The sequence below is a fragment of the Sphingomonas sp. genome (assembly GCF_031372575.1).
GTDB lineage: Bacteria > Pseudomonadota > Alphaproteobacteria > Sphingomonadales > Sphingomonadaceae > Sphingomicrobium.
The window spans coordinates 1-21,830 of sequence record NZ_JANMLM010000015.1 but is presented as its reverse complement, the minus strand read 5'-3'; the positions used below and the strand labels follow the sequence as shown (position 1 = coordinate 21,830).

The window sequence follows — 21,830 nt, the reverse complement described above, 5'->3', positions numbered from 1 at the left end:
CATTGCCCGACAACGTAACGATGCCGTGGAGCAGATCCTCGACCGTCGGTTGCTCGCCGACGCCAAGGAACATCGTCGATCCGGCGGCCGGACCATGCCATTTCTGCCATGTCTCGGTGCGCACCGGGCATTTTTTGGTCAGCGCAAGCTCGCCCTTGTCGATCAGTTCGAAGGCGACGTTGGTGGTCATCATCTTGGCCATCGATGCCGGCGGCATGCGCATGTCGGCATTCTTGTCGAGCAGCACCGCGCCTGAACTGAGATCCATCAGGAAGGCGACTTTGGCGCCGGTTTCGAACGGCGGCGCGGCGGCTGGGGCAGCGCTGGCGATCAACGCGAGGGAAACGGTCGACAACAGGATGGGACGGATCATGGAAACGGGAACTCCGGGTGACAGGGCTTGAGCAACCTCTATCCCCCCCGTCCTGCCTTGTCAGCGGCCAATGATGCGATCGGCGAGGATACCGACCGACAAGGCATAGAAATTGGAGCAATTATATTTGAGGATCGATTTGTAATTGCCAGTGAGCAGATAGGCCGTGCCGTAGACTCCGTCGGGCTCGAGGAAATAGGCGATTTCCTCATCCCGCAGCGCGCGATTGACCGGAATGATCCCGCGCTGTCGCCATTCGCGCATGGTCAGCGGGCGGCTGTGGCGTGCGTGGACCCGCGGGCAATCGATTGAGGTGGCGATATTGCGCACGGCGGCGCGATCAAAGCCGGTCGAGACGCGCACCGGGATCCCCCACGGCGTATTGGCTTTCCATCCGGCATCGCGGAGGAAATTGGCGATCGACGACAGGCCGTCTAGCTCGTTCGACCAGATGTCGGCGCGGCCGTCGCCATCGCCATCAGCGCGCAGGCGAAGCACCGCGCTGGGCATGAATTGCGGATAGCCAGTGGCGCCGGCCCAGCTGCCCTTGAGGCGCCAGCGTGGGATGCCCTGGTCGAGCAATTTAAGCGCGGCGACAAATTCACCTTCGAACAACGGGCGGCGGCGACCTTCATAAGCAAGCGTGGCGAGCGAGCTGACGATGTCGAAGCTGCCGGTGACCGCGCCGTAACTAGTTTCGTGGCCATAGATCGCAATCAGCACCGACGCGGCGACGCCGGTGCGGGCTTCGATCGCGACCAGTTGCGGATAATGGGTCGCGTATCGCGCGGCGCCGCGACGGATCAGGTCGGGCGTGACATGGGCGCGGCGATAGGGCTCGAACGGCGGGGTGGAATTGGGATTGCCGATATTGCCCGGCTGGCCGCGGTCGAGCTGGATCACGCGGGAATTGAGAGTCAGGCCGGGGATGACCGCGGCAATCGTCGCCTCACGCACTCCGGCGATGCGGGCGACATAAGACAGACGCTGTTTGTAAGTTTCGAACGGGCTGGTCGAGGCGAGCAAATAGGTTGGCGTCGGCGGCAGGACGGGCTGAATCTGGCGGTGAACGGTAACCGGCGGCGGCAATGGCGCGAGCGGGTCGCTCCCTTGTCCCGACGCCGGCTGGGCGAACATGATCGCAAGGATGAACGAACTTATGGCATGGCGCGTCGAATACACTGAAAACTGGCCCTTGCTGTTTGGCTTCGCCTAGCATTGGTAACGGGCAAAGATGAACCCCGGCTTGGCAGATGGGCTCTTTTGCAGCGCCATGTTGATGGCTATGAGCGCCGACAGGAGAGATGGCCGAGTGGTTTAAGGCAGCGGTCTTGAAAACCGCCGTGGGTGCAAGCTCACCGTGGGTTCGAATCCCACTCTCTCCGCCACCCGCCCGTCGATCCGTTGGTCGATTGGTCGACGCGCAGTGGCAACCAACCCTCCATCGCTGTAGCTGTATTGTGCGAATAATACGGGGAATGATGATGGTTCGGCGGCAGTTGTTTCTACCGGTTGGATGCGTGGCATTGGCGCTGGCCAGGCCTCTCGCCGCCCAAGCCACGGCCCCGGCGCGCGCGACCACGTATGACGCTGCTTTCTTCGCTCCGTTCGCCCCGCGCAATGCACTCGACATCGCCCAACGCGTGCCGGGATTTCAAATCGACGGCGGCAACAATGGCCTACGCGGGTTCAATGGTGCGGCAGGCAATGTCGTGTTCAATGGCGCGCGACCATCGTCCAAGTCCGAATCCTTGTTTACCATCCTCGAGCGGATCCCGGCGAGCCGCGTTGTTCGAGTCGAACTAGGCTCGGGTGATCTCTACGGCTCCGAATATTCGGGCAAGAGCCAGGTGCTGAACGTCATCCTGTCTGCCGAATCGGGCATCGACGGGACGGTGACGGCAAGCCTGACCCGGCGCTGGACCGGCCAGATCGTCCCCAACCTCAATGCATCGGCCTTGATCAAGCGCGGCAAATCGAGCCTGAGCCTGTCCGCCGGAACCGAGAATAACATCTTCACCGACGAAGGCACCGACCGGATAACCGATCCGGTGACCGGCGAATTGTTCGAGAAGCGGCGCAAGGAAAATCATTACCGGCCGCGTGGCCCATTCGTGTCGGCGGCTTATGCGCTTGAGCAGGCGCCCGACAAGGCGCTCCACCTCAATGCGCGGTTCCAGCGGTTCGACGAAGATTTCGATCAGGTCAATCTGGTCTATCCAGCCGACGGACCGGCCCGCAACGACCGCTTGTACCAGACCGCGCGATCGCCGGGGTTCGAGATTGGTGGCGACATCAGTCGGCCACTGGCTGGCGGCGCGATCAAATTGGTCGCGCTCGCCAATCGCCGAAAGAGTGACAATTTCGATGTCGTCGAGGTGCGCGACGATGGCGCGATTATCGGCGGCTTCCAGCAAGGATCGACCTCGCAACGCAATGAGACGGTGGCGCGGCTCAACTGGACCCGCGCCAACCTGGCGGGCGTCTCGGTCGAGACCGGCGCGGAGGTCGCGTACAACTCGCTCGAGTTTCGCAACGACCTCTTCATCCTTGGCCCGGACGGGGCGAAGGACCGCATCGACCTGCCGATCGACAATGCCACGGTCAGCGAGCGGCGCGGCGAAATCTACGCGAAGGCCGGACACCAATTGTCGAAGACGCTGCGGCTCGACGGCGGTCTCAATTATGAGCTTTCGGCGCTGAAAGTGCGCGGCGATACGCAGGCCGACCGGTCGCTCAGATTCCTCAAACCTAGCCTGACGCTCGACTGGAAACCGGCCGGCGGATGGCATTCGCAACTGACCGTCAGCCGGACCGTTGCTCAGCTCGACTTCTTCGATTTCATCAGTGCGGCGGAGCTGAGCAACGACCGGGTCAATGGCGGCAATGCCAACCTCCTTCCCCAGCGGGCGTGGGAAGTGCGGGCGAGCGTTGATCATCCATTATTCAAGACCGGGCTGATCAAGCTCGACGCCGGCTATGACCGGATCGACATGCTTCAGGACCGGATATTGACCGAGGACGGGTTTGACGCGCCGGGCAATATCGGCACCGGTACGCGTGGCTTCGTGGCACTCGCGATCGACGCCCCGCTCGACCGGTTCGGGATCAAGGGCGGGCGGCTGAAGTTCAACGGGCAGCTGCAGCGGACGCGGGTCGACGACCCGATTTCGGGCGAGACCCGCAACTTCACCGGTTTCTACCCCGAATGGCAGTGGAGCGCCGAATTCCGCCGCGACATCGGCAAGTTCGCCTACGGCATCGACGTTTCGGATCGAGCGCGTTTCTCCTTCTTCAGGTCGAACGAAGTCGACACGCCCTATAACGGCGGAATATTCGGCAATGCGTTCGTCGAATATCGCCCGAGCGCCCGCACCACGGCGACCTTCCAGGTCAATAATCTGTTCAATACGGCGGGGCTTCGCAGCCGGGAATTCACCTTCCCCAACCGATCCTTTCCCGGGCCGTCATTGTACGAAGCACGCGAGCGCAATTCGCACCTCGCCTTGACGCTATCGCTGAAACGCAGCTTCGGTGGCGCGAGCAAGGCGGCGGCGGCGCCTGCTCCTTCCTGATCGCTCAAAAAGCGAGTGACCCGGCAAGCGCCGACAGCAATATCACGGCGACAATGGCGCGGTTCGAGCGCCATACGTAGAGAATGAGCAGTGAACCGCCAAGGATTGCGGCGGCGGGCGGATAGGAGGGCACACTTTGGGCGACGGCCCGACCAAGATCGACGACGGTTGCGGCGATCATCCCGACGACCCCCGCGGCAACGCCTTCGAGCAAGCGATGGAGGCGCTGGTCATCGACCACTCGTTCCAGCCGGTCGAAGAATAATAAGGTGAAGGCGAAGGCGGGAAGAAATACCCCGGCCGTAATTGCCAGCGCCCCGCCGAGGCCGCCGGCGAGGAAACCGACGAAGGTGGCGAAGATAATCAGCGGCGCCGGGATAAGGCCCGACAAAGCGAGCCCGTCGAGAAACTGGCCGTCACTGACCCAGCCACGCCCGACCGCGTCGTCGCGCACGAACGGGATGGCAGCATAGGCCCCGCCGAAGGTCAGCAGGCCGGCCTTGAGTCCTGCAACAAACAGCAGGACAAGGCCCACCGTGCCGCTGGGACCGCCTGCCGCTGCTGCGGGGGCTGCGATGTCGGGTCGATGGGTCAGGACGGCGATCATTGTGGCGGCGAGGATCACCGCCGCCGCTGGAAGCTGGCGCGCCTTGGCCAGGCCGGCCACCAGCCCTGCCGCCGGAAGGATGAGCCAAAAGCCGACACCCGCGAGGGTCGCCACGAAGCTGGCCAGCGCAATCGCCCACAGCCAGCGATCGACCAGCACATGTTCGCCGATGCGGTGAATGGCGCGGACGATCAGTGCGATCACGCCGACCTGAACCCCCAGCAGCAGCGCGGCATAGAGCGGCTGGTCGAGATCCAGTCGACGATAGGTCCAGGCCAGCACCAGCATCAGCAGAAATCCTGGCAGCATGAAGCCAATACCGGCAAGCAAGCCGCCGACCCGTCCGCGCTTCATCATCCCGAGGTGGACGCAAAGTTCATGTGCTTCGGGGCCGGGCATCACCTGATAGACGGCGAGCAGGCGGTTGAACCGCGCCGGGCCGAGCCAGTGTTCGTCATCGACCAGCGCGCGGCGGATCATCGCAATTTGGGCCACCGGCCCGCCCCACGCCAGCAAGCCGAAGCGAAGGAACCGCCAGAACAATCGGGTAAGGGTCGGGGGTTGATCATCGGCGGGCATCGTCGCGAGGAATAGCCAGTTCGACGGCGGCAGGCGAGGCCAACTGACATTAGGTTGTGCAGGGGTGGCGTCCCCTTCCCGACCCCGCTAATGCACGCGCGATTTTCGATCTCATGTTTTGACGGAGAATGTTTGTGGGCGAGCCCGTTATCCAGCCGTTCGATTGGGAGGATGCCCTGGGCATCGACGACCAGCTCGACGATGCCGAGCGGATGGTCCGTGATACGGCCGAAGGCTATGCTCAGGACAAGCTCCAGCCGCGGGTAACCAAGGCCTATCTCAACGAAGATTTCGATCGCGAGATATTGCGCGAAATGGGCGCACTCGGACTGATCGGCGCAACCATTCCGGAAGAATATGGCGGCGCAGGGCTTGGCTATGTGTCTTACGGATTGATCGCGCGCGCGGTCGAGCGGGTCGATAGCGGTTACCGCTCGGCAATGTCGGTCCAGTCGAGCCTCGTAATGTATCCGATCTTTGCCTACGGGTCCGAAGAGCAGAGGATGAAGTACCTCCCCGGCCTGGCCAAGGGCGAGCTGGTCGGCTGCTTCGGGCTGACCGAACCTGACGCCGGCTCCGACCCCGGCGGAATGCGCACCCGGGCGAAGAAGACCGCGACCGGCTACACCATTTCTGGCGCCAAAATGTGGATCACCAATTCGCCGATCGCCGACGTATTCGTGGTGTGGGCCAAGAGTGAGGCGCATGGTGATGCGATCCGCGGCTTCGTGCTCGAAAAGGGCATGAAGGGGCTAACCGCGCCCAAGATTGGCGAGAAATTATCGCTGCGCGCGTCGATCACCGGCGAAATCGTGATGGACGAGGTCGAAGTCGGCGAGGATGCTCTGCTGCCCAACGTCGAGGGACTGAAGGGGCCGTTCGGTTGCCTCAATCGCGCGCGTTATGGCATTGGCTGGGGCACGATGGGCGCGGCCGAAGCCTGTTTCGCGGCGGCGCGCAGTTATACGCTGGATCGCAAGCAATTCGGCCGACCATTGGCGGCGACGCAATTGGTGCAACTCAAGCTGGCCAACATGGTGACCGAAATTTCGCTCGGGCTGCAAGCGGCATTGCGGGTTGGGCGGCGGCTTGAGGCGGGTCAGCTGATCCCCGAGGCGATCAGCCTGCTCAAGCGCAACAATTGCGGCAAGGCGCTCGATATCGCTCGCGTGGCGCGCGACATGCACGGCGGGAATGGCATTTCGGCGGAATATCAGGTGATGAGCCACGCCGCGAACCTCGAGACGGTCAACACCTATGAGGGCACGCATGATGTCCATGCGCTGATCCTGGGGCGGGCGATCACCGGGATTCCCGCTTTCTAGGCGCGCGGCGGGCGGCTATGCTCCCTCGATATTGGGGGGAATGACATGTTAACCTTGCTGATCATCATTGCGATTATCGTCCTCGTCGGCCTGTTCGGCGTGGCGACTTACAACCGGCTGGTGCGGCTTCGGGCGCTGGTCAAGGAGGCGTTTAGCGGGATCACGGTCCAGCTTCGCCGCCGCGCCGATTTGCTCCCCAATCTGGTCGAGACGGTCAAGGGCTATGCGAGCCATGAGAAATCGACGTTCGAGGCGATTACCGCCGCGCGCGCTTCCATGGCTGGCGGTGGCGGGGTCGCAGCGACGGCGGCGGCCGATGCGCAGATGACGGGGCTTATCGGGCGCTTGTTCGCGGTTGCCGAGGCGTATCCGGAATTGAAGGCAAGCGCGAACTTCCAGCAATTGCAGAGCGAAATCAGCGCGATCGAGACCGAGCTTCAGTCAGCGAGGCGCTATTACAACGCCACCGCGCGCGACCTCAACACCCGGGCCCAGAGCTTCCCCGACATGCTCTTCGCCGGGCCGCTCGGGATTGCCCAGGAGGAATATTATAAGGACGAGGACCCCGCGATCCAGACCACGCCGAAGATCGACTTCACCCCCGCAGCATGACCGTGATGCGGGCGCTGCTTGCCGCCTTGATCCTCGCGATCATCAGCACCGCAGCCTCGGCCGAGGAGCGGATCCGCGATTTTCACAGCGAGATCGCGATCACCAAGGACGGTTCGCTCGACGTTACCGAGACGATTCGTGTTCAGGTCGACAATGTCGCGATCAACCATGGCATCTTTCGCGATTTCCCGCTGCGCTATGACGGGCCGCGCGGGAAAAGGGTCAAGGTTGGCTTCAATTTGCTCGGCACGACGCTTGACGGGGTGAGCGAGCCCAATGCCACCGAAAGCCGGAGCAACGGGGTGCGGGTCAAGATTGGCGATGCCGACCGCATCGTGCCGGTCGGCGAGCATGTCTACACCCTTCATTACGCCGCGACCCGCCAACTCGGTCGGTTCAAGGATCTTGACGAACTGTATTGGAACGTCACCGGCAATGGTTGGCCCTTCGCGATCGATCATGCGTCGGTAAGGATCACCTTGCCGTCCGCCGCGAAGTTCGGGCAGCGCTCGATCTATACTGGTCGACAAGGCGAGAAAGGCACTGCCGCCCAGATATCGGACGAGCGCGCGGGGCAATTGTCGGTTGAAACCACGGCCCCGCTCGATCCGGGCGAAGGGCTGACGGTCGCGGCGGCCTTCCCCAAGGGCGTGGTCGACGAACCGTCGGCGAACACCCGTCTTGGCTGGTGGCTGGCTGACTGGGCACCTCCGCTAGTGGCGTTACTTGGCCTCGGCGGGCTGATCGCCTTCCTCTATGGTGCCTGGGCCCGCGCCGGGCGCGATCCGCGCGCGGGCACGGTGGTGCCGATCTTCTCGCCGCCCGACGCGCTGACCCCGTCGGCAATGCGCTATTTGACCAAACAGAAGTTCGACAATCGCGGCTTTGCGGCGGCGTTGGTCGATGCGGCGGTCAAGGGCCATGTGCGGTTGGTCGAGGAGGCTCGCGGCTTCTTCGGCAAGACCGAGCGAAGCATCGAACGACCGCTTGAAGCACCCGCTGCGCAACCGCTCGAGGTGCCCGAACTCGTGGCGATCGAGATGCTGGTCGGGCCGGGCGAGACCGTCGCGATGGATAATGCCAACCACGAAACTTTCGCATCGGTAATCAAGGGTTTGTCGGACACGTATGACAAGCGCTTCGAAGGTGTGGCGTTCAACCGCAACCTTGGCTGGGCTTTCGCCGCTGTTGGCGTGGCGGTGCTGGGGACATTGCTGACGGCGATCATCTGCTTATGGGTTGACGGGGTTACGGGATCGAGGTGGATGATCCTGTCGCCACTGGCGCTGGTGGGCGTGATTCTGGTCTGGATCGGGCTTCCGCCAATGCGCAAATGGGCCGGCCGGTGCGCCCACGCCTTGCTGATCCTGGTCGGCGCGATTGCCGCCGCAGGGAGCCTGCCTGCGATCCCGATGGCGCTCGCTGCCGGGCGGTGGCTGCCGATTGTCCTTTCGCTGATTGGTATTCCGGTGGCGCTCAGCGCATTTGCGTGGATCGATGCGCCGACCAAGGACGGGCGGGCGATGCTCGACCGGATCGCGGGGTTCAAGCAATATCTGTCGATCACCGAACGCGACCGGCTCGACCGGATGCAGGCACCGGAGGATGACCTTCAATTGTTCGAGCGCTTCCTGCCTTACGCCATCGCGCTGGAGGTGGAGAATCGCTGGGCCGACCGCTTCACGTCGATGCTCGCCGCCGCGTCGGCAGCGCAGGGGTCGAGCGCGGCATTCGCCTGGTATTCGGGATCGTCCGACCCGTGGAGCGACACCGGCGGATTTGTCGGGTCGATCGGCGATTCGCTGTCGAGTGCGGTATCTTCGGCATCGACCGCGCCGGGATCGTCGAGCGGATCGGGTGGCGGCGGTTCGTCGGGAGGCGGCGGCGGTGGCGGTGGCGGTGGCGGCTGGTGATTAAGCCAGCGGTGCCGGACGCCGCACCATGGCGATCGGCTCACCCTTGTAGACGCCGTCGGGTTCGCGGAGGAAGCCGAGCTTTTTGGCGAGCTTGAGCGACGCGACATTTTCCGCGCTGATGATTGCCGGAACGTCGATCGGCCCATGTGTCGCGTCGAGCCAGGCTAGCGCGGCCAAGCACGCCTCATGCGCAATCCCCTGTCCGTGAACCGCCGTGTCGAAAATCCACCCCATTTCGGGCAGACCCGTGATGCTCGGGATGATGTCGCGTTCCATGTCGAAGAAGCCGACGTGGCCGACCATGCGACCGTCGCTCTTTTGCTCGACGGCCCACATGCCCATGCCGGTCAGCGGCCATTGCCCAACGGCCATGAACAAGCGGCGCAGACTATCCTCGCGGCTGATCGGCTCGCCGGTCAGGTGCCGCACGACCTCAACATCGCTGAGCGTTGCCGCTAGTGCATCGAGATCGTCGCGGGTGAAATCGCGGAGGATGAGACGCTCGGTCTCCAGTCGCGGAGCCGAGCGGATCACGCCTTATTTCTTTCCGAGGGGCTTATTTCTTGCCCAGGGTCAGGCCGCCGAACCGCTTTTTGAAGCGTGCGACCTGGCCGCCGGTGTCGAGCATGTGACCACGCCCGCCGGTCCATGCCGGGTGCGAGGTCGGATCGATCTCGAGGCTGAGCGTGTCGCCTTCTTTGCCCCACGTGGTGCGGGTCTGGTACGACGAACCATCGGTCATCTTGACGGTGACCAGGTGATAATCGGGATGGGTATCGGCTTTCATCAGGAATTCCTTGGGTGCGGACTGGTTTCCGACCAGCCCTGAGATACGTCGCGGCCCCCTACCCCAGCCCATCCGCCTTGACAAGGTGAAGCGCTGCATCCTAGCCCCGCGACGGGTTCGGGGCCCAAGGAAGCCGGTGGAAATCCGGCGCTGTGCCCGCAACTGTGAGCCAGCCCGTCAGGGTCGGCGAGTCAGATACTTGTCTCGAACCGTCGTCCGTTCCTGCTGCCGGGGTCAGTGGTGGGGCGTGGGGCGGCCATGTGGCCGGATTCCTCCGTGACGACTGTCATGGAAAGGAATCGATATGGATTATGTACCCCTGCCCGCCAACCAGCCTGCCATCGTCATCACTGCATCGCGCCTGCCCGAGAAGATCGAGGATAGCGCGGCAAGCGCGAGCATCGTCGATGATCAATTGCTCGAACGGCTTGGCGAGCCGTCGATCACCGCTTATCTCCGCCTGCTGCCGTCGACCGCGGTTGCGATCAGCGGGCCGGCGGGGTCATTCACCCAGGTCCGTATCCGCGGCGCTGAGGCCAATCATACCTTGCTGTTCATCGACGGAATTCGCGCCAATGATCCGGCAGCGGGCAATGAACCGCGGTTCGAGTTGCTCAACGCCGATATCGCCAGCCGGATCGAGCAGGTACGCGGGCCGCAGTCGGCCTTGTGGGGGTCGGAAGCGATCGGCGGGGTTATTTCGGTTGACGGGTCAAATGCTGCATCGACCGGGGCGAGCGGAGCAATCGAAGCCGGAAGCTATGGCTTCCGCCGCGCGACGGGCTCAGCGTCCTATGGAAGCGATCAACTCGGCGTGGGACTGGCCTACGGACATAGCGAGGCCGACGGGATCGACAGTTTCGACGGTGACGGCGACCGCGACGGCTTCGTCAGCGATGCACTACGCGGGGTGGCACGGTGGACGCCGGTAGCGAAACTCAAGCTGACCGCATCGGGATTCTACCTCGGAGGGCGGAGCGACTATGACGGGTTCGACCCGTTGACCTTCCTGCGGGCCGATACGTTCGATCGGACGAAAAACAGAATTGCGGCGGGGCGGATTGGCGCGACTTACGGCGAGGAAGGTGACCCGTGGCAGGCAAGCCTGTCTGGATCGATCCTGGGGTCGCGCAACATCAACTTGCTTGGCGATGACGAGATCAACCGGACCAAAGGTCGGCGGATGGCGGTCGATGCGCAGATCAGCCGCGGTTTTGCGACGGGCACGGTCGAACACTTGCTGATTGTCGCAGCTAGTGCGGAAAAAGAGCGTTTCACCGCGAGCGACATCGGCTTTGGCGGGTTCACGGACCAGTCGCGCCGCCGCCAACATCATGCGCTGACCGGCGAATGGCGCGCGACGATCGCGAAACGCGTGGTGGCGGATGTCGCGCTGCGGCGCGATATCTTCAATCGCTTCAAGGATGCGACGACGGCGCGGGCGTCGCTGCTGGTGCATGTAACGCCCGCGCTCAGCTTTGCAGCCAGCTATGGCGAGGGAATTGCGCAACCTACTTTCTTCGATTTGTATGGGTTTTTTCCCGGAAGTTTTATTGGTAATCCGTCGCTTAAGACCGAAACCTCACGAGGGTTCGAGCTTTCGGCGCGGTACCGACAAGGTGCGTTCGCTGGGTCAGTGACTGCTTATCGCCAGCGGCTTCGCGACGAGATCGTGGGGACGTTCGACTTCGGCACATTTCTGAGTTCGGCAGCCAATGCCGGCGGCAAGAGCAAGCGCCAGGGGGTCGAGGCGGAAGCGAGCTGGTCGGCCAGCCCAGCCCTGCGGATTGCCGCAGCCTACGCTTATCTCGACGCGAGCGAGCCAGTAGTTGGAACCGGGCAAGTGCGCGAGGTTCGGCGGCCAAAACATAGCGGGTCGGTGACGATCGACGGGGTGCGCGGCAAATTGCGCTACGGCGCGTCGGTGGCCTATGTCGGCAAGCGCGATGATATTGACTTTGATGTGTTCCAGAAGGTCAGCCTGTCGGCATACTGGCTGGCCGGCGCGCGGGTCGGCTATGCGGTGCGTCCGGGCGTGGAAGTGTTCGCGCGCGTCGCCAATGCCTTGAACGAGCGTTATCAGGACGTGGTTAGCTATCGCACCGAAGGAAGGAGCGGCTATGCCGGGGTTCGTCTCGCTCTTGGTCGCTAGCGCTCTGCACGTTGCGTCATTGAACCTGTGCTCCGATGAATATCTGCTGCTGCTCGCGCGGCCGGGCGAGATCGCAAGCGTGTCGCGACTGGCGCAGGATCCGGCGGAATCGCCCTTGTGGCGCCAGGCGCGGTCGTATCCGGCCAATCGCGGGGCGATCGAGCAGGTGATCGGCCAGCGACCCTCCCTGCTGCTGACAATGGGCGGCGGTGGGCGGTCGACGGGGGCGATTGCGGCACGACTGGGAATCAAGGTGATCGGACTGCCTTATGCCGCGTCGATTGACGATGTCGCCGCGAATATGCGCGCGGTTGCCGTAGCGTTTGGTGACGGACGCCGGGCAGATGCGTGGGTGGCGCGGCTGAAGGCAATGCGAGGCGTTCCTTCAGCATTGAAAGACACGATTTGGGTGTCCGGCGGCGGGACCAGTCTGTCGCCAGGATCGCCGGGAGCGGAATGGCTGGCGCTCGCCGGTTTGAAGCAGCGGCGACTGGCGGGCGGTAGGGCCGATCTTGAGACCCTGCTGGTGCGGCCGCCGGCGGTGCTGGTGCGGTCGGATTATCGGCGCGGGCAGATGTCGCAAGGGGTGCGGTGGTTCGATCATCCGATCGTCAAGCGGCTTGAGGCGCGGACGGTGACGACCGACGGGCGCGCATGGACCTGCGCCGGGCCACTGATGCTCGATGAGGTCGAGCGGCTGCGGCGCGTGCCGCGGTGAGATTAGCCCTCGCCTTGCTGTTGCTGGTGGCGGTGGCGGCGTTCCATCTGCTCAGCCCATTCAGGTCGTTGGCCGAGGCGTGGCGGATCGATCCGGCGCTTGGTCAGGCCTTGCTGGTCGAGCTTCGATTGCCGAGGACCCTGCTTGCCTTGGGCTATGGCGCGACGCTGGGGATCAGCGGCGCGGCGCTGCAGGCATTGTTCGCCAACCCCCTCGCCTCGCCCGATATCACCGGCAGCAGCAGCGGCGCAGCGATGGGCGCGGTGCTGGGGTCGTATTGGCTAGGGATTGCAAGTCCGTTGCTGCTGGCGCTGTGCGGCGCCTTGGGCGCGGGATTGGCACTGGCGTTGCTGGTGGCGCTGGCGGGGCGGCGGAGCGACAAGGTGCGGTTGCTGCTCGCCGGTTTGGCGGTGTCCTTGGCAGCCGGCGCGGCGACCAGTCTGTTACTTGCCCTGGCCCCTTCCCCGTTCGCATTCTACGATAGTTTCGAATGGCTTATGGGCAGCTTTACCGATCGAAGCTTGGGACAGGCTGCGGCCGCGCTGATCCCGGCGGCAATCGCTTGCGGCCTTCTCCTGCGCCGATCGCGGGCGCTCGACCTGATGGCGCTTGGCGATGACGTGCTCGCCTCGCTCGGGCATCGCCCGCGGCGGATCGGAAACGAAATTGTCGGCCTGAGCGCGATTGCAGTCGGCGCGTGCGTGTCGGTATGCGGGGCGATCGGGTTCGTCGGGCTAATCGCGCCGGTGATGGCCCGGCGGATGGTGCGCGGTCATCCAGGGCGGGCGATTGCGCCGGCGGGGCTGATTGGCGCGCTGCTGCTGATGCTGGCCGATCTCGCGACCCGCAATGTGAATCTTGATCATGCCATTCCCGTCGGCGTGCTGACGACGTTGATTGGCACTCCGATCTTCATCGCGATCCTGCTGTCGATGCGTGGCAGGATGGCGTCATGACGTCACTCGCCGTCAGCCAAGAGATCGCGATCATGGGGCGGCTGTCCCCTACCGACCTCTCGGTCGAGCCGGGTCACTTAGTGGCGGTGATCGGACCCAATGGCGGGGGCAAGACGAGCCTGCTGCGGGCGATGGCGCGGACCGAGGATGCTGGCGGTGCCGTCTTCATTGACGGACATGATCTCGATTCGGTGGCGGAGGCCGGGCGGCGACGGTTGGTGGCGTTCATGCCCGCCAGCCGCGAGACGCCGTGGCCGATCCGCGTGGTCGACTTCATCCAGCTTGGCTTGGGCACGCCCGATCCAGCGCGACTCGACCATCTCGTCACTGCACTGGAGCTTGCACCGCTCACAATGCGGCCCATCGACCGACTGTCGACCGGCGAGCGCGCGCGGGCGATGCTGGCGCGGGCGCTGGCGGGCAAGGCACGGTTACTGTTGCTCGACGAGCCGCTGTCGAACCTCGATCCTTATTGGGTGCTTCGGACGATCGAGCTGTTGCGCGCGGAAATTGCGGATAAATCACGCAGCGCGATGGTGTCGGTTCACGATCTAGGGTTGATCAAGCGCTTCGACCGGGTGCTGCTGGTGACCGGCGGTGTCGTGGTCGGCGATGGTACGCCGGCGGACGTGTTGGCGAGCGATGCCTTCGGCGCGGCGTTCCGGATTGAGCCCGACGGTGCCGGATGGGCGATCAGGCCGGTGGATCGGCAATCATTGCGGTGAAATTGGCTTCGGCGGCGAGCTTGCCGTTGACGGTCGCCCGGCCAGCGAATTTACACACCGAGGCGCGCTTCTGGACGAATTCGACGTCGAGCGTGAGCAGGCAGCCAGGCTCCACGGGCAGCCGGAACTTGGCCCCGTCGATGGCCATGAAATAAACCAGCTTTCCCGATCCGGCGAGGCCGAGCGATTCAACCGCGAGCACGCCCGCGGCCTGCGCCAATGCCTCGACGATCAGCACGCCGGGCATGATCGGGCGACCGGGAAAATGGCCCTGAAAGAATGGCTCGTTGATCGTCACCGCCTTGATCGCGGTGATCGACACGTCGCGTTCCAGCCGCTCGACCCGGTCGACCAGCAACATCGGGTAACGATGGGGAAGCGCCTCCATCACCCGCCGCACATCCAGCGGGCCAAGGGAGGCGCTATCCTGAGGCGTATCGCTCACGCGCGGGCCTAATTAGCGGCCGGTCGGGCGGTTCTGCTGCGGCAGCGGGGTGACGCTGACCGACGGAAGCGCCGCGTTGAGCGCGGCCAGCACTTCGGCGGTAACATCGTTGGCCGGATTGCTGGCGAGGGTCGCATTCTTGCCAATTACGATATCGGCCTGACGGCGGACCCGGACCTGCTCGGCGACCACGACGACCTTACTGGCAATCTGCTGCTGCACATTGGCCTGAGTCGATTCGATGGCGCGCTGCTTGTTGGCGAGCTCGGTTTGCGCCGCTTGCTGGCGCGCCTGGAAGTCATTGGCGCGCTTTTTGAGGGCGGCATCGGCGTCCTTGCCATTGAGCGCACGCGCCGCGGCATCGAGCGCCGTCGCTTCGGGCTTGAGCTGGGCTTCGAGCGCCTGCGCGCGGGCCTGGCCGGCCTGAACCTGGCTCTGGATCGATGCCGAGGCTGAGCGGCACGCAGTGCATTCGCTAAGCACCCGGTCGAGATCGACGGTCAACACCGACGGAGCCGCCGAGGCCCCAGCGGGAAGGACGAAGGCAGCGGCCGCAACCGCGGTAGCAAGGAGAATTTTGCGCATCAGAATTGGGTTCCTACGTTGAACGAGAAGAGTTTGATTTCGTCGCCCTTCTGCTTGAGCAGAGCCTTGGCGATATCGATCCGCAGCGGACCGAAGGGCGAGTTCCAGTTGACGCCAACACCAATCGACAGGCGCGGGCTGGGCGAATTGCCGAGGAAGAATTCCCGGAAGCCGCTATTGGCCTGATAGAGGAAATCATCGGCGGTGCTCGGCAATCCGTCGGTGCCGAGGCTGCAATTTTGGCCCGGAGTCAAAATTTGGACGGGCCGTGGCGTCAGCGGATCGCCGTCGTCGGGGCCGATGCAATTGCCGGGTTCGTTGGCCAGTCTAGGCGCCTTGAGCCCGAACACCGAGCCGACATCGATGAATGCCGACGGGCGAAGACCGAGCGCGCGAATGTTGGCGCTGACCGGAACTTCAAGTTCGATCCGGCCCATGTAATAGGCCCGCCCGCCGATAGCGTCGGTGATCGGATCACCCGTTGTGGCAAGCGTGGTCGGCGTATCGTACAGCACGCGCTGAACCCGCGGGCCAATCCCGCGAATGTCGAACCCGCGCAATTGCGCACCGAAGAAGCGGTCGTTGATGCGGATCGCGTCGCGGCCCGGCCCCGGATCGCTCTGCAACGCATGAATGTATCCCGCCTCGGCATGGACCGAGAGCAGAAAATCCTTTGGCAAGCTGAAATATTTGGTGCCGTCGATGCGGGTGCGGGCGTAGCGAACGTCACCGCCAAGACCAGCGAAATCCTGGCTGAGGACGACGCGCTGGCCACGCGTCGCGCGGATGCCGTTGCGATTATCGTAGATTAACGAATAACCGACCGTCGAGCTGATCGTCGTTCCGAGCTGATCGCACAAATAGCGTCCTGCCCGGAGCGGGTCGCAGCTTGACCCGAGCGGACCAGCGCCGTCGGGGTCGGTAAAGAACGTCCCCTCGTCGAGCGTCAGCTTGGATTGTTCCAGCTGGTAACGGGTGCCGAGGCTGATGAATTCGGTGATCGGGAAACCGAGCCGCAGCGCGCCGCCGGTGCTGGCTTGCGAATAGGTCGTGTTGCGCCGGCTGCCGGTGTTGCTGAAGCTGTTATAATCCCTGCGAAACAAATCCGCGCCGAACAGGATATTTTTGTCGAACAGATAGGGCTCAACGAAACCGACCTGGGCCGAGCGCGAATAGCGCGACCAGTTGACTCCGAGGTTGACCACCTGGCCCTTACCGAGGAAATTGCGCTGGGCGATGTTGGCCGAGACGATGAACTTCTCGAGGCTTGAATAGCCGGCCGAAAGTTGAAGCTCGCCAGTCGATTTTTCCTCGACATCGACGCCGAGAATGACCCGATCCGGGGTCGAACCCTGGGTCTGCTTGACCTCCAGTTTCTCCTGGAAGAAACCGAGCGACTGGATCCGATCCTGCGAGCGCTTGATCTTGATCGCGTTGAAGGCGTCGCCTTCGTTGACCCGAAACTCACGGCGAATGACCTTGTCGAGGGTGATCGTGTTGCCGTTGATGTCGATCCGCTCGACATAGACGCGGGGCGATTCATTGATCCGGAAGCGGATGTTCATCAGCTTCTTTTCGGCGTCGCGATCATAGGCTGGGTTGATGTCGGCGAAAGCATAACCCTGCGCCCCGGCTATTTCGCTGAGGCCGGTGACAACGTCTTCGACCGACTTGGCGTTGAACCAATCGCCAGGCTTGATCCTGATGTAACTATTCACGGTCGTGGCATTGAGATCGCGCAAATTGCTTTCGGCTTCAACGGTCCCGAATTTGTAACGCGGGCCTTCCTCTACCACGTAGGTGATGACGAAGTCGCGGCGATCGGGGGTCAGTTCGGCAAGCGCTGAGACAACGCGGAAATCGGCATAACCTTCGGTCAGATAGAAAGCGCGAAGTTTCTGCTGATCGGCGGCAAGACGATCGGGATCATAGCTGTCGTTGGTCTTGAAGAAGCCGAGCACACCGCCGGCTTCCTTGGTAAACATTTCCTTGCGCAACCGGCCGTCGCCATATTGGTCGTTGCCAATGATGTTGATCGCGCGAACCTTAGAGGTCGGGCCTTCGACGATCTCGAATACGAGGTCGACGCGATTCTGGTCGAGCTGGACGATCTTCGGTTCGACCGTCGCGGCAAAGCGGCCACTGCGCTTGTACAGTTCGACAATCCGGTCGACGTCGGAACGAACCTTGGAGCGGGTAAAAATCTGGCGCGGTGCCAGACGAATCTCGGGCTGGATCTTGTCATCCTTGATCCGCTTATTGCCTTCAAGGAGGATGCGGTTGATGACCGGATTTTCCTTGACTTCAAGCACCAGAGCGCCGGTTTCCGCGCCGGTGATCACCACGTCAGCGAACAATTCGGTCGCGTAGAGATCCTTGAGCGCCGTATCGAGCGTCTCGGCGCTATATTCCTGGCCGGGTGACAGGTTGGAATAGGAAATGACCGTTGCTGGCTCGAGCCGCTCGGCGCCGCGTACCGAGATCGAGCGGATCGAGCCGGTGACTGGCGGGCGGTTGACCTGGACCGGCGCCTGTTGTGCTGCCGGCACCGGTACGGCGCTGTCCTGTGCGAAGGCCGGCGCAGTGAAACCGCCGAGGATCGTCCCCACCATGAGCATCGCTCCAGTGCGCGTGCCGATCGACTTGGTGTTGCTTGAAATCACGCGTCCCCGCCTTTTACTGAATAAGCGAGCGCATGGTGCGCGCCGCCGGTCTTAGTTCCGAATGGCCCTGCCCCAGCTAGGCTAACCAATCAAGCGTCCAACACCATCCCACAGCCCGAAAAAGCCGAGATCGTTGAAGGTTGCGACCAACAACAAGGCAAGCAGGAAAGCGAGCCCGCCGCGGAACGCCCATTCAACCACTCGCTCGCTGGCCGGCCTGCGCCGGATCGCCTCGATCGAGTAGAGCACCAGATGTCCGCCATCGAGCATCGGGATTGGCAACAGGTTGATGAATCCCAGATTAATCGAGAAGATCGCGATCAGCGAAATGAACTCGTACGTGCCGAGCGATGCCTGCTGGCCGGCGATTTGCGCCATGCGCAGCGGTCCACCCAAATCCTTGATCGATCGGCGGCCGCTGACGATCTGCCACAGGCCGTCGGCCATCGAGCGCGTCGTCTTGACGGTGGCGACGACCGCCTCCGGGATCAGCTGCAGCGGGGGTACATCGACCGCGACACGTTTGCTTCCAAGTACGCCCAACTGGCCGATGCGGAATTGATTGCCAAAGCGATCCGCTTGCTCGACCGTATCGAAGGTGGCGGAAAACGCCATTGACTGGCCGCCGCGATCGATTTGGATGGCGACCTTCTCCGCCGGGCGGAGAGCCACGAAATCGGCCAATTCCTCAAAGCTGTTGATGGTTCGACCGGCCATGGTGGTGATGCGGTCGCCCGCCTTGATCCCGGCAATTTGCGCGGAACTGCCGGGGCGAACGTCGCTCACAATGGTCGCGGTACGCGGCATGCCGACCAACGCGAAAAAAGCCGCGAAGATCAGGATGGCGATGATGAAGTTGGTCGCCGGGCCCGCCAGCACGATCAAGAAGCGCTGCCACGCCGGACGGAGGTGAAAGCTCTGGCCGCGCAATGCCGGCGCGATGTCGTCGCTGGCCTTGGTAGTGCTGGTCGGATCGTCGTCGCCAATGAACTTCACATAGCCGCCGAGCGGGAGCAGCCCGATTTTCCAGCGCGTGCCGCGCTTGTCGGTCCAGCCGGCGACTTCCTTACCAAAGCCGATCGAGAAAGCCTCGGCCCCGACCCCGAACCACCGCGCCACCCAATAATGGCCAAGTTCATGGCCGACGATCAACGGACCGAGCGCCGCGAGGAAGGCGATGGCGACCAACCAGACGGGCGGCTGCGCCAGCATCAGGCGGAGACCATCGGCATGACTAGGCCGACTTGCCGGCGGACCGCCTGGTCGATGGCGATGACGTCGGCGATCGATTGCGGCGCGGGGGACTCGGCCTGATTGATCGCTTGTTCGACGATTCGCGCGATGTCGCCAAACGCGATCTTGCGATCGAGGAAAGCGGCAACCGCTATTTCGTTGGCGGCATTGAGGACAATCGCCTCCCCCTTCCCGCTTTCCAGCGCAGCGCGCGCCAGCCGCAGGGAGGGAAAACGTACCTCATCAGGGGCTTCGAATGACAGATTGGCGATCTTGATCAGGTCGAGCGTCTCGGCCCGGGTCTCGATCCGCTCGGGCCAGGCGAGGCAATGCGCGATCGGGATCCGCATGTCGGGCGATCCAAGCTGGGCGATGGTCGAGCCGTCGACATATTCGACCATCGAATGGATTACCGATTGCGGATGAACGAGGATGTCGATCCGATCCGACGGAAGGCCGAACAAATGATGCGCCTCGATCAGTTCGAGGCCCTTATTCATCATCGTCGCACTGTCGATCGAGATTTTGGCACCCATCGACCAATTGGGATGCTTGAGCGCCTGTTCAGGCCGGGCAACGTCCATGTCGGCCTTGCTCCAGGTTCGGAACGGGCCGCCGCTCGCGGTCAGGATCAGCTTTGCGACACCATCGTGGCTGTTTCCAGCAAGACATTGGAAAATAGCGTTATGCTCGCTGTCCACCGGCAGGACCGTCGCGCCGGTTCGCTTGGCAGCGTCGATCATCAGCGACCCCGCCGTAACCAGTGCTTCCTTGTTCGCCAGCGCGATCGTTCGCCCGGCTTCGACCGCAGCCATGACGGGTTCGAGCCCCGCGCAGCCGACGATCGCCGCCATCACCCATTCGGCGTCTCCGGCGGCCGCTTCCAGAAGGGCATCATGCCCGGTGGCGGCGCGGCAGTCGGTGCCGGCAAGTGCATCGCGCAATTCGGGTAGTTTGGTCTCATCCACGATGACCGCCAGTTTCGCGCCGGTGCGGCGGGCGGCATCGGCCAGCGCGATGGCGTTGGTGGCGGCAGTGAGGGCCACGACTTCGAACCGGTCGGGGTGACGCTCGACCAGATCGAGGGTCGACGTGCCGACCGAGCCGGTCGCGCCGAGGATCGAAATGCGTCTCATTGCAGCACCCCCGCCAACAGGCACAAAGCGGTCAGCGTCGCCACCACCACCAGCCCGTCGAGCCGGTCTAGCACGCCGCCGTGGCCGGGCAGGATGGTGCCGCTATCCTTGACCCCGGCGCGGCGTTTCAGCCAGCTTTCGAACAGGTCGCCGCCCTGCGCCGCCGCCGCAAACAATGGCGCGAGCCACAGCAACGGCAGGGGCAGCATGACATATTGCACCCACGCCCAACTGGCGAGGCTGGCGCTGACCATCCCGCCAACCAGCCCGGCGATGGTCTTGTTGGGGCTGATCGTCGGCGCCAGTTTGGGCCCGCCGATCGCCCGGCCCGCGACATAAGCGCCGATATCGGTCGTCCAGGTGACGATGAACACCCAGTAGAGCAGTTCGAGCCCCTGCGGTGCGCGGTCGCGAAGTAATAATAAGGCCAGTGCCGGAACCAGCGCATAGAAAAAGCCGCCGATCATCCAGCCAAGGCCCCAGCCCGCCGTCAGCCGCCGCCATTCGACGAACATCATCCCCGCTGCCAGCGCGGCGAGCACGGCAAAGGCATAGCCGCCGAGAAATGCTGCGCAGAGCGCGACCGCGGCCATAGCGATCCCCGATACGCTCCGAACCGCGAGATTATTCATCGGCCACCGAATCGGCGTTGGCGCGACGCGAAGATGTCGAGCGTCGCCGCGAACGCGCGCTCGTCGAAATCGGGCCACAACGTGTCGACAAAGATCAACTCGGCATAGGCCGCCTGCCACAGCAGGAAGTTCGACAGGCGCACCTCGCCCGAGGTGCGGATCAGCAAGTCGAGCGGCGGCAGGCCCGCAGTCTGCATCTCGCGATCGAGCGCCGCCTCGTCGATGGTCGCCGGGTCGCGGCTTCCGGCAGCGACCTGCTCGGCCAGGCGGCGGGCTGCAGCCGCAATCTCGCCGCGCGAGCCATAATTTAGCGCGACCACAAGGGTCAGCTTGGTGTTGCCCGCGGTGCGCTCGACCGCGTCGAGCAAGCGCTGCTCGAGCTGCGGGCCGAACGCCGCGGGGTCGCCGATCAATTGGAGCCTGACATTCTCGCGTTCGAGCGTCTGCAGCTCTTTTTCGACGTAGAAACCGAGCAAGCCCTTGAGATCGCTGACTTCGGCGTCGGAACGCCGCCAATTTTCCGAAGAAAAAGCATATAACGTAAGCACGTCTACCCCGGCGTCAGATGCTGCTCGGAGTGTGTCTCGAACCGCCTCAGCCCCCGCCCGGTGCCCAGCAGCGCGCGGCAAGCCCCGCTTCGCCGCCCACCGCCCATTGCCGTCCATGATGATTGCAATGTGGCGGGGCATCGCCCCTTCCCCATCCGTGTCGGGTGAACCAGAAACCAGTCCCTCGACTTCGCTCGGGACGAACGGACGCGAGGTTGACGTCACTTGCCGAGGATTTCCTTTTCCTTGGCTTCGGCGGCGGC

General features: G+C 63.5%; 20 protein-coding genes, 1 tRNA gene and 1 riboswitch. Of the genes, 9 read left to right on the top strand and 12 right to left on the bottom strand.

The window, feature by feature from the left end:
- Positions 1–373: serine hydrolase (locus RMN73_RS00990; RefSeq protein ID WP_309601451.1), on the bottom strand; the 373-nt coding region annotated here is incomplete at its 3' end.
- Between the two features lie 60 nt (positions 374–433).
- Positions 434–1,510: a lytic murein transglycosylase gene (locus RMN73_RS00985; RefSeq protein WP_309601450.1), complete on the bottom strand. Its 1,077-nt coding sequence runs from the start codon at positions 1,508–1,510 to the stop codon at positions 434–436.
- A 161-nt stretch (positions 1,511–1,671) separates the two neighbouring features.
- Between RMN73_RS00985 and RMN73_RS00980 the strand changes: the two genes are divergently transcribed.
- Both RMN73_RS00980 and RMN73_RS00975 read left to right on the top strand, forming a co-directional pair.
- A tRNA-Ser gene (locus RMN73_RS00980) sits at positions 1,672–1,761 on the top strand.
- Between the two features lie 90 nt (positions 1,762–1,851).
- The gene (locus RMN73_RS00975; RefSeq protein WP_309601449.1) at positions 1,852–3,948 is read left to right on the top strand and encodes a TonB-dependent receptor domain-containing protein; all 2,097 of its coding nucleotides are present in this window, start codon (positions 1,852–1,854) and stop codon (positions 3,946–3,948) included.
- 4 nt (positions 3,949–3,952) lie between these two features.
- Here RMN73_RS00975 and chrA read toward each other — a convergent pair whose 3' ends face one another.
- Positions 3,953–5,134 (bottom strand): chromate efflux transporter, encoded by a 1,182-nt coding sequence (chrA, locus tag RMN73_RS00970; RefSeq protein ID WP_309601448.1) that lies wholly within the window; start codon positions 5,132–5,134, stop codon positions 3,953–3,955.
- A 149-nt stretch (positions 5,135–5,283) separates the two neighbouring features.
- Here chrA and RMN73_RS00965 point away from each other — a divergent pair, with 149 nt between their 5' ends.
- Genes RMN73_RS00965 through RMN73_RS00955 form a run of 3 tightly spaced genes read left to right on the top strand, consistent with a single transcriptional unit; the run spans position 5,284 to position 8,984 of the window.
- Positions 5,284–6,459, top strand: coding sequence for an acyl-CoA dehydrogenase (locus RMN73_RS00965; protein WP_405051504.1), 1,176 nt, complete (start codon positions 5,284–5,286; stop codon positions 6,457–6,459).
- 45 nt (positions 6,460–6,504) lie between these two features.
- Positions 6,505–7,071 (top strand): LemA family protein, encoded by a 567-nt coding sequence (locus tag RMN73_RS00960; protein ID WP_309601446.1) that lies wholly within the window; start codon positions 6,505–6,507, stop codon positions 7,069–7,071.
- The gene (locus RMN73_RS00955; protein WP_309601445.1) at positions 7,068–8,984 is read left to right on the top strand and encodes a DUF2207 domain-containing protein; all 1,917 of its coding nucleotides are present in this window, start codon (positions 7,068–7,070) and stop codon (positions 8,982–8,984) included. The genes RMN73_RS00960 and RMN73_RS00955 overlap by 4 nt, the downstream gene beginning before the upstream one ends.
- Here the strand turns inward: RMN73_RS00955 and RMN73_RS00950 are convergent, their stop codons facing one another.
- Positions 8,985–9,521, bottom strand: coding sequence for a GNAT family N-acetyltransferase (locus RMN73_RS00950; RefSeq protein WP_309601444.1), 537 nt, complete (start codon positions 9,519–9,521; stop codon positions 8,985–8,987).
- Positions 9,522–9,543: 22 nt separating this feature from the next.
- Positions 9,544–9,774 carry a 50S ribosomal protein L31 gene (gene rpmE / locus RMN73_RS00945; RefSeq protein WP_309601443.1) on the bottom strand — a complete coding sequence of 77 codons (231 nt, stop codon included), beginning with the start codon at positions 9,772–9,774 and terminating at the stop codon, positions 9,544–9,546.
- 92 nt (positions 9,775–9,866) lie between these two features.
- Positions 9,867–9,996, top strand: a riboswitch (cobalamin riboswitch).
- Between the two features lie 82 nt (positions 9,997–10,078).
- On the opposite strand from rpmE, the gene RMN73_RS00940 reads away from it, so the two are divergent.
- From RMN73_RS00940 to RMN73_RS00925, 4 genes are read left to right on the top strand one after another with little or no spacing between them, the layout of a single operon-like run.
- Positions 10,079–11,926 carry a TonB-dependent receptor domain-containing protein gene (locus RMN73_RS00940; protein ID WP_309601442.1) on the top strand — a complete coding sequence of 616 codons (1,848 nt, stop codon included), beginning with the start codon at positions 10,079–10,081 and terminating at the stop codon, positions 11,924–11,926.
- A gap of 19 nt (positions 11,927–11,945) precedes the next feature.
- Complete coding sequence (locus tag RMN73_RS00935; RefSeq protein WP_309601441.1) at positions 11,946–12,644, top strand: hypothetical protein; 699 nt, start codon at positions 11,946–11,948, stop codon at positions 12,642–12,644.
- Complete coding sequence (locus RMN73_RS00930) at positions 12,641–13,600, top strand: iron ABC transporter permease (RefSeq protein WP_309601440.1); 960 nt, start codon at positions 12,641–12,643, stop codon at positions 13,598–13,600. The genes RMN73_RS00935 and RMN73_RS00930 overlap by 4 nt, the downstream gene beginning before the upstream one ends.
- A complete protein-coding gene (locus tag RMN73_RS00925) occupies positions 13,597–14,325 on the top strand; it encodes an ABC transporter ATP-binding protein (protein WP_309601439.1) in 729 nt (242 codons plus the stop codon). Before RMN73_RS00930 ends, RMN73_RS00925 begins: the two co-directional genes overlap by 4 nt.
- On the opposite strand, the gene fabZ is transcribed toward RMN73_RS00925, so the two are convergent.
- The 7 genes from fabZ to uppS form a co-directional block, all read right to left on the bottom strand.
- Entirely contained in the window at positions 14,294–14,713 is a 420-nt protein-coding gene (gene fabZ, locus RMN73_RS00920) for a 3-hydroxyacyl-ACP dehydratase FabZ (protein ID WP_309601454.1), read from the bottom strand. The genes RMN73_RS00925 and fabZ overlap by 32 nt on opposite strands.
- A 69-nt stretch (positions 14,714–14,782) precedes the next feature.
- Complete coding sequence (locus tag RMN73_RS00915) at positions 14,783–15,355, bottom strand: OmpH family outer membrane protein (protein WP_309601438.1); 573 nt, start codon at positions 15,353–15,355, stop codon at positions 14,783–14,785.
- Entirely contained in the window at positions 15,355–17,973 is a 2,619-nt protein-coding gene (bamA, locus tag RMN73_RS00910; RefSeq protein ID WP_309601453.1) for an outer membrane protein assembly factor BamA, read from the bottom strand. Before bamA ends, RMN73_RS00915 begins: the two co-directional genes overlap by 1 nt.
- A gap of 126 nt (positions 17,974–18,099) precedes the next feature.
- Entirely contained in the window at positions 18,100–19,230 is a 1,131-nt protein-coding gene (rseP, locus tag RMN73_RS00905; RefSeq protein ID WP_309601437.1) for an RIP metalloprotease RseP, read from the bottom strand.
- Positions 19,230–20,387, bottom strand: a complete 1,158-nt coding sequence (locus RMN73_RS00900) for a 1-deoxy-D-xylulose-5-phosphate reductoisomerase (RefSeq protein WP_309601436.1) — start codon at positions 20,385–20,387, stop codon at positions 19,230–19,232. Before RMN73_RS00900 ends, rseP begins: the two co-directional genes overlap by 1 nt.
- Positions 20,384–21,019 (bottom strand): phosphatidate cytidylyltransferase, encoded by a 636-nt coding sequence (locus tag RMN73_RS00895; RefSeq protein WP_309601435.1) that lies wholly within the window; start codon positions 21,017–21,019, stop codon positions 20,384–20,386. Before RMN73_RS00895 ends, RMN73_RS00900 begins: the two co-directional genes overlap by 4 nt.
- Positions 21,016–21,708, bottom strand: coding sequence for a polyprenyl diphosphate synthase (uppS, locus tag RMN73_RS00890; protein WP_309601452.1), 693 nt, complete (start codon positions 21,706–21,708; stop codon positions 21,016–21,018). The genes RMN73_RS00895 and uppS overlap by 4 nt, the downstream gene beginning before the upstream one ends.
- Positions 21,709–21,830: the final 122 nt, after the last annotated feature.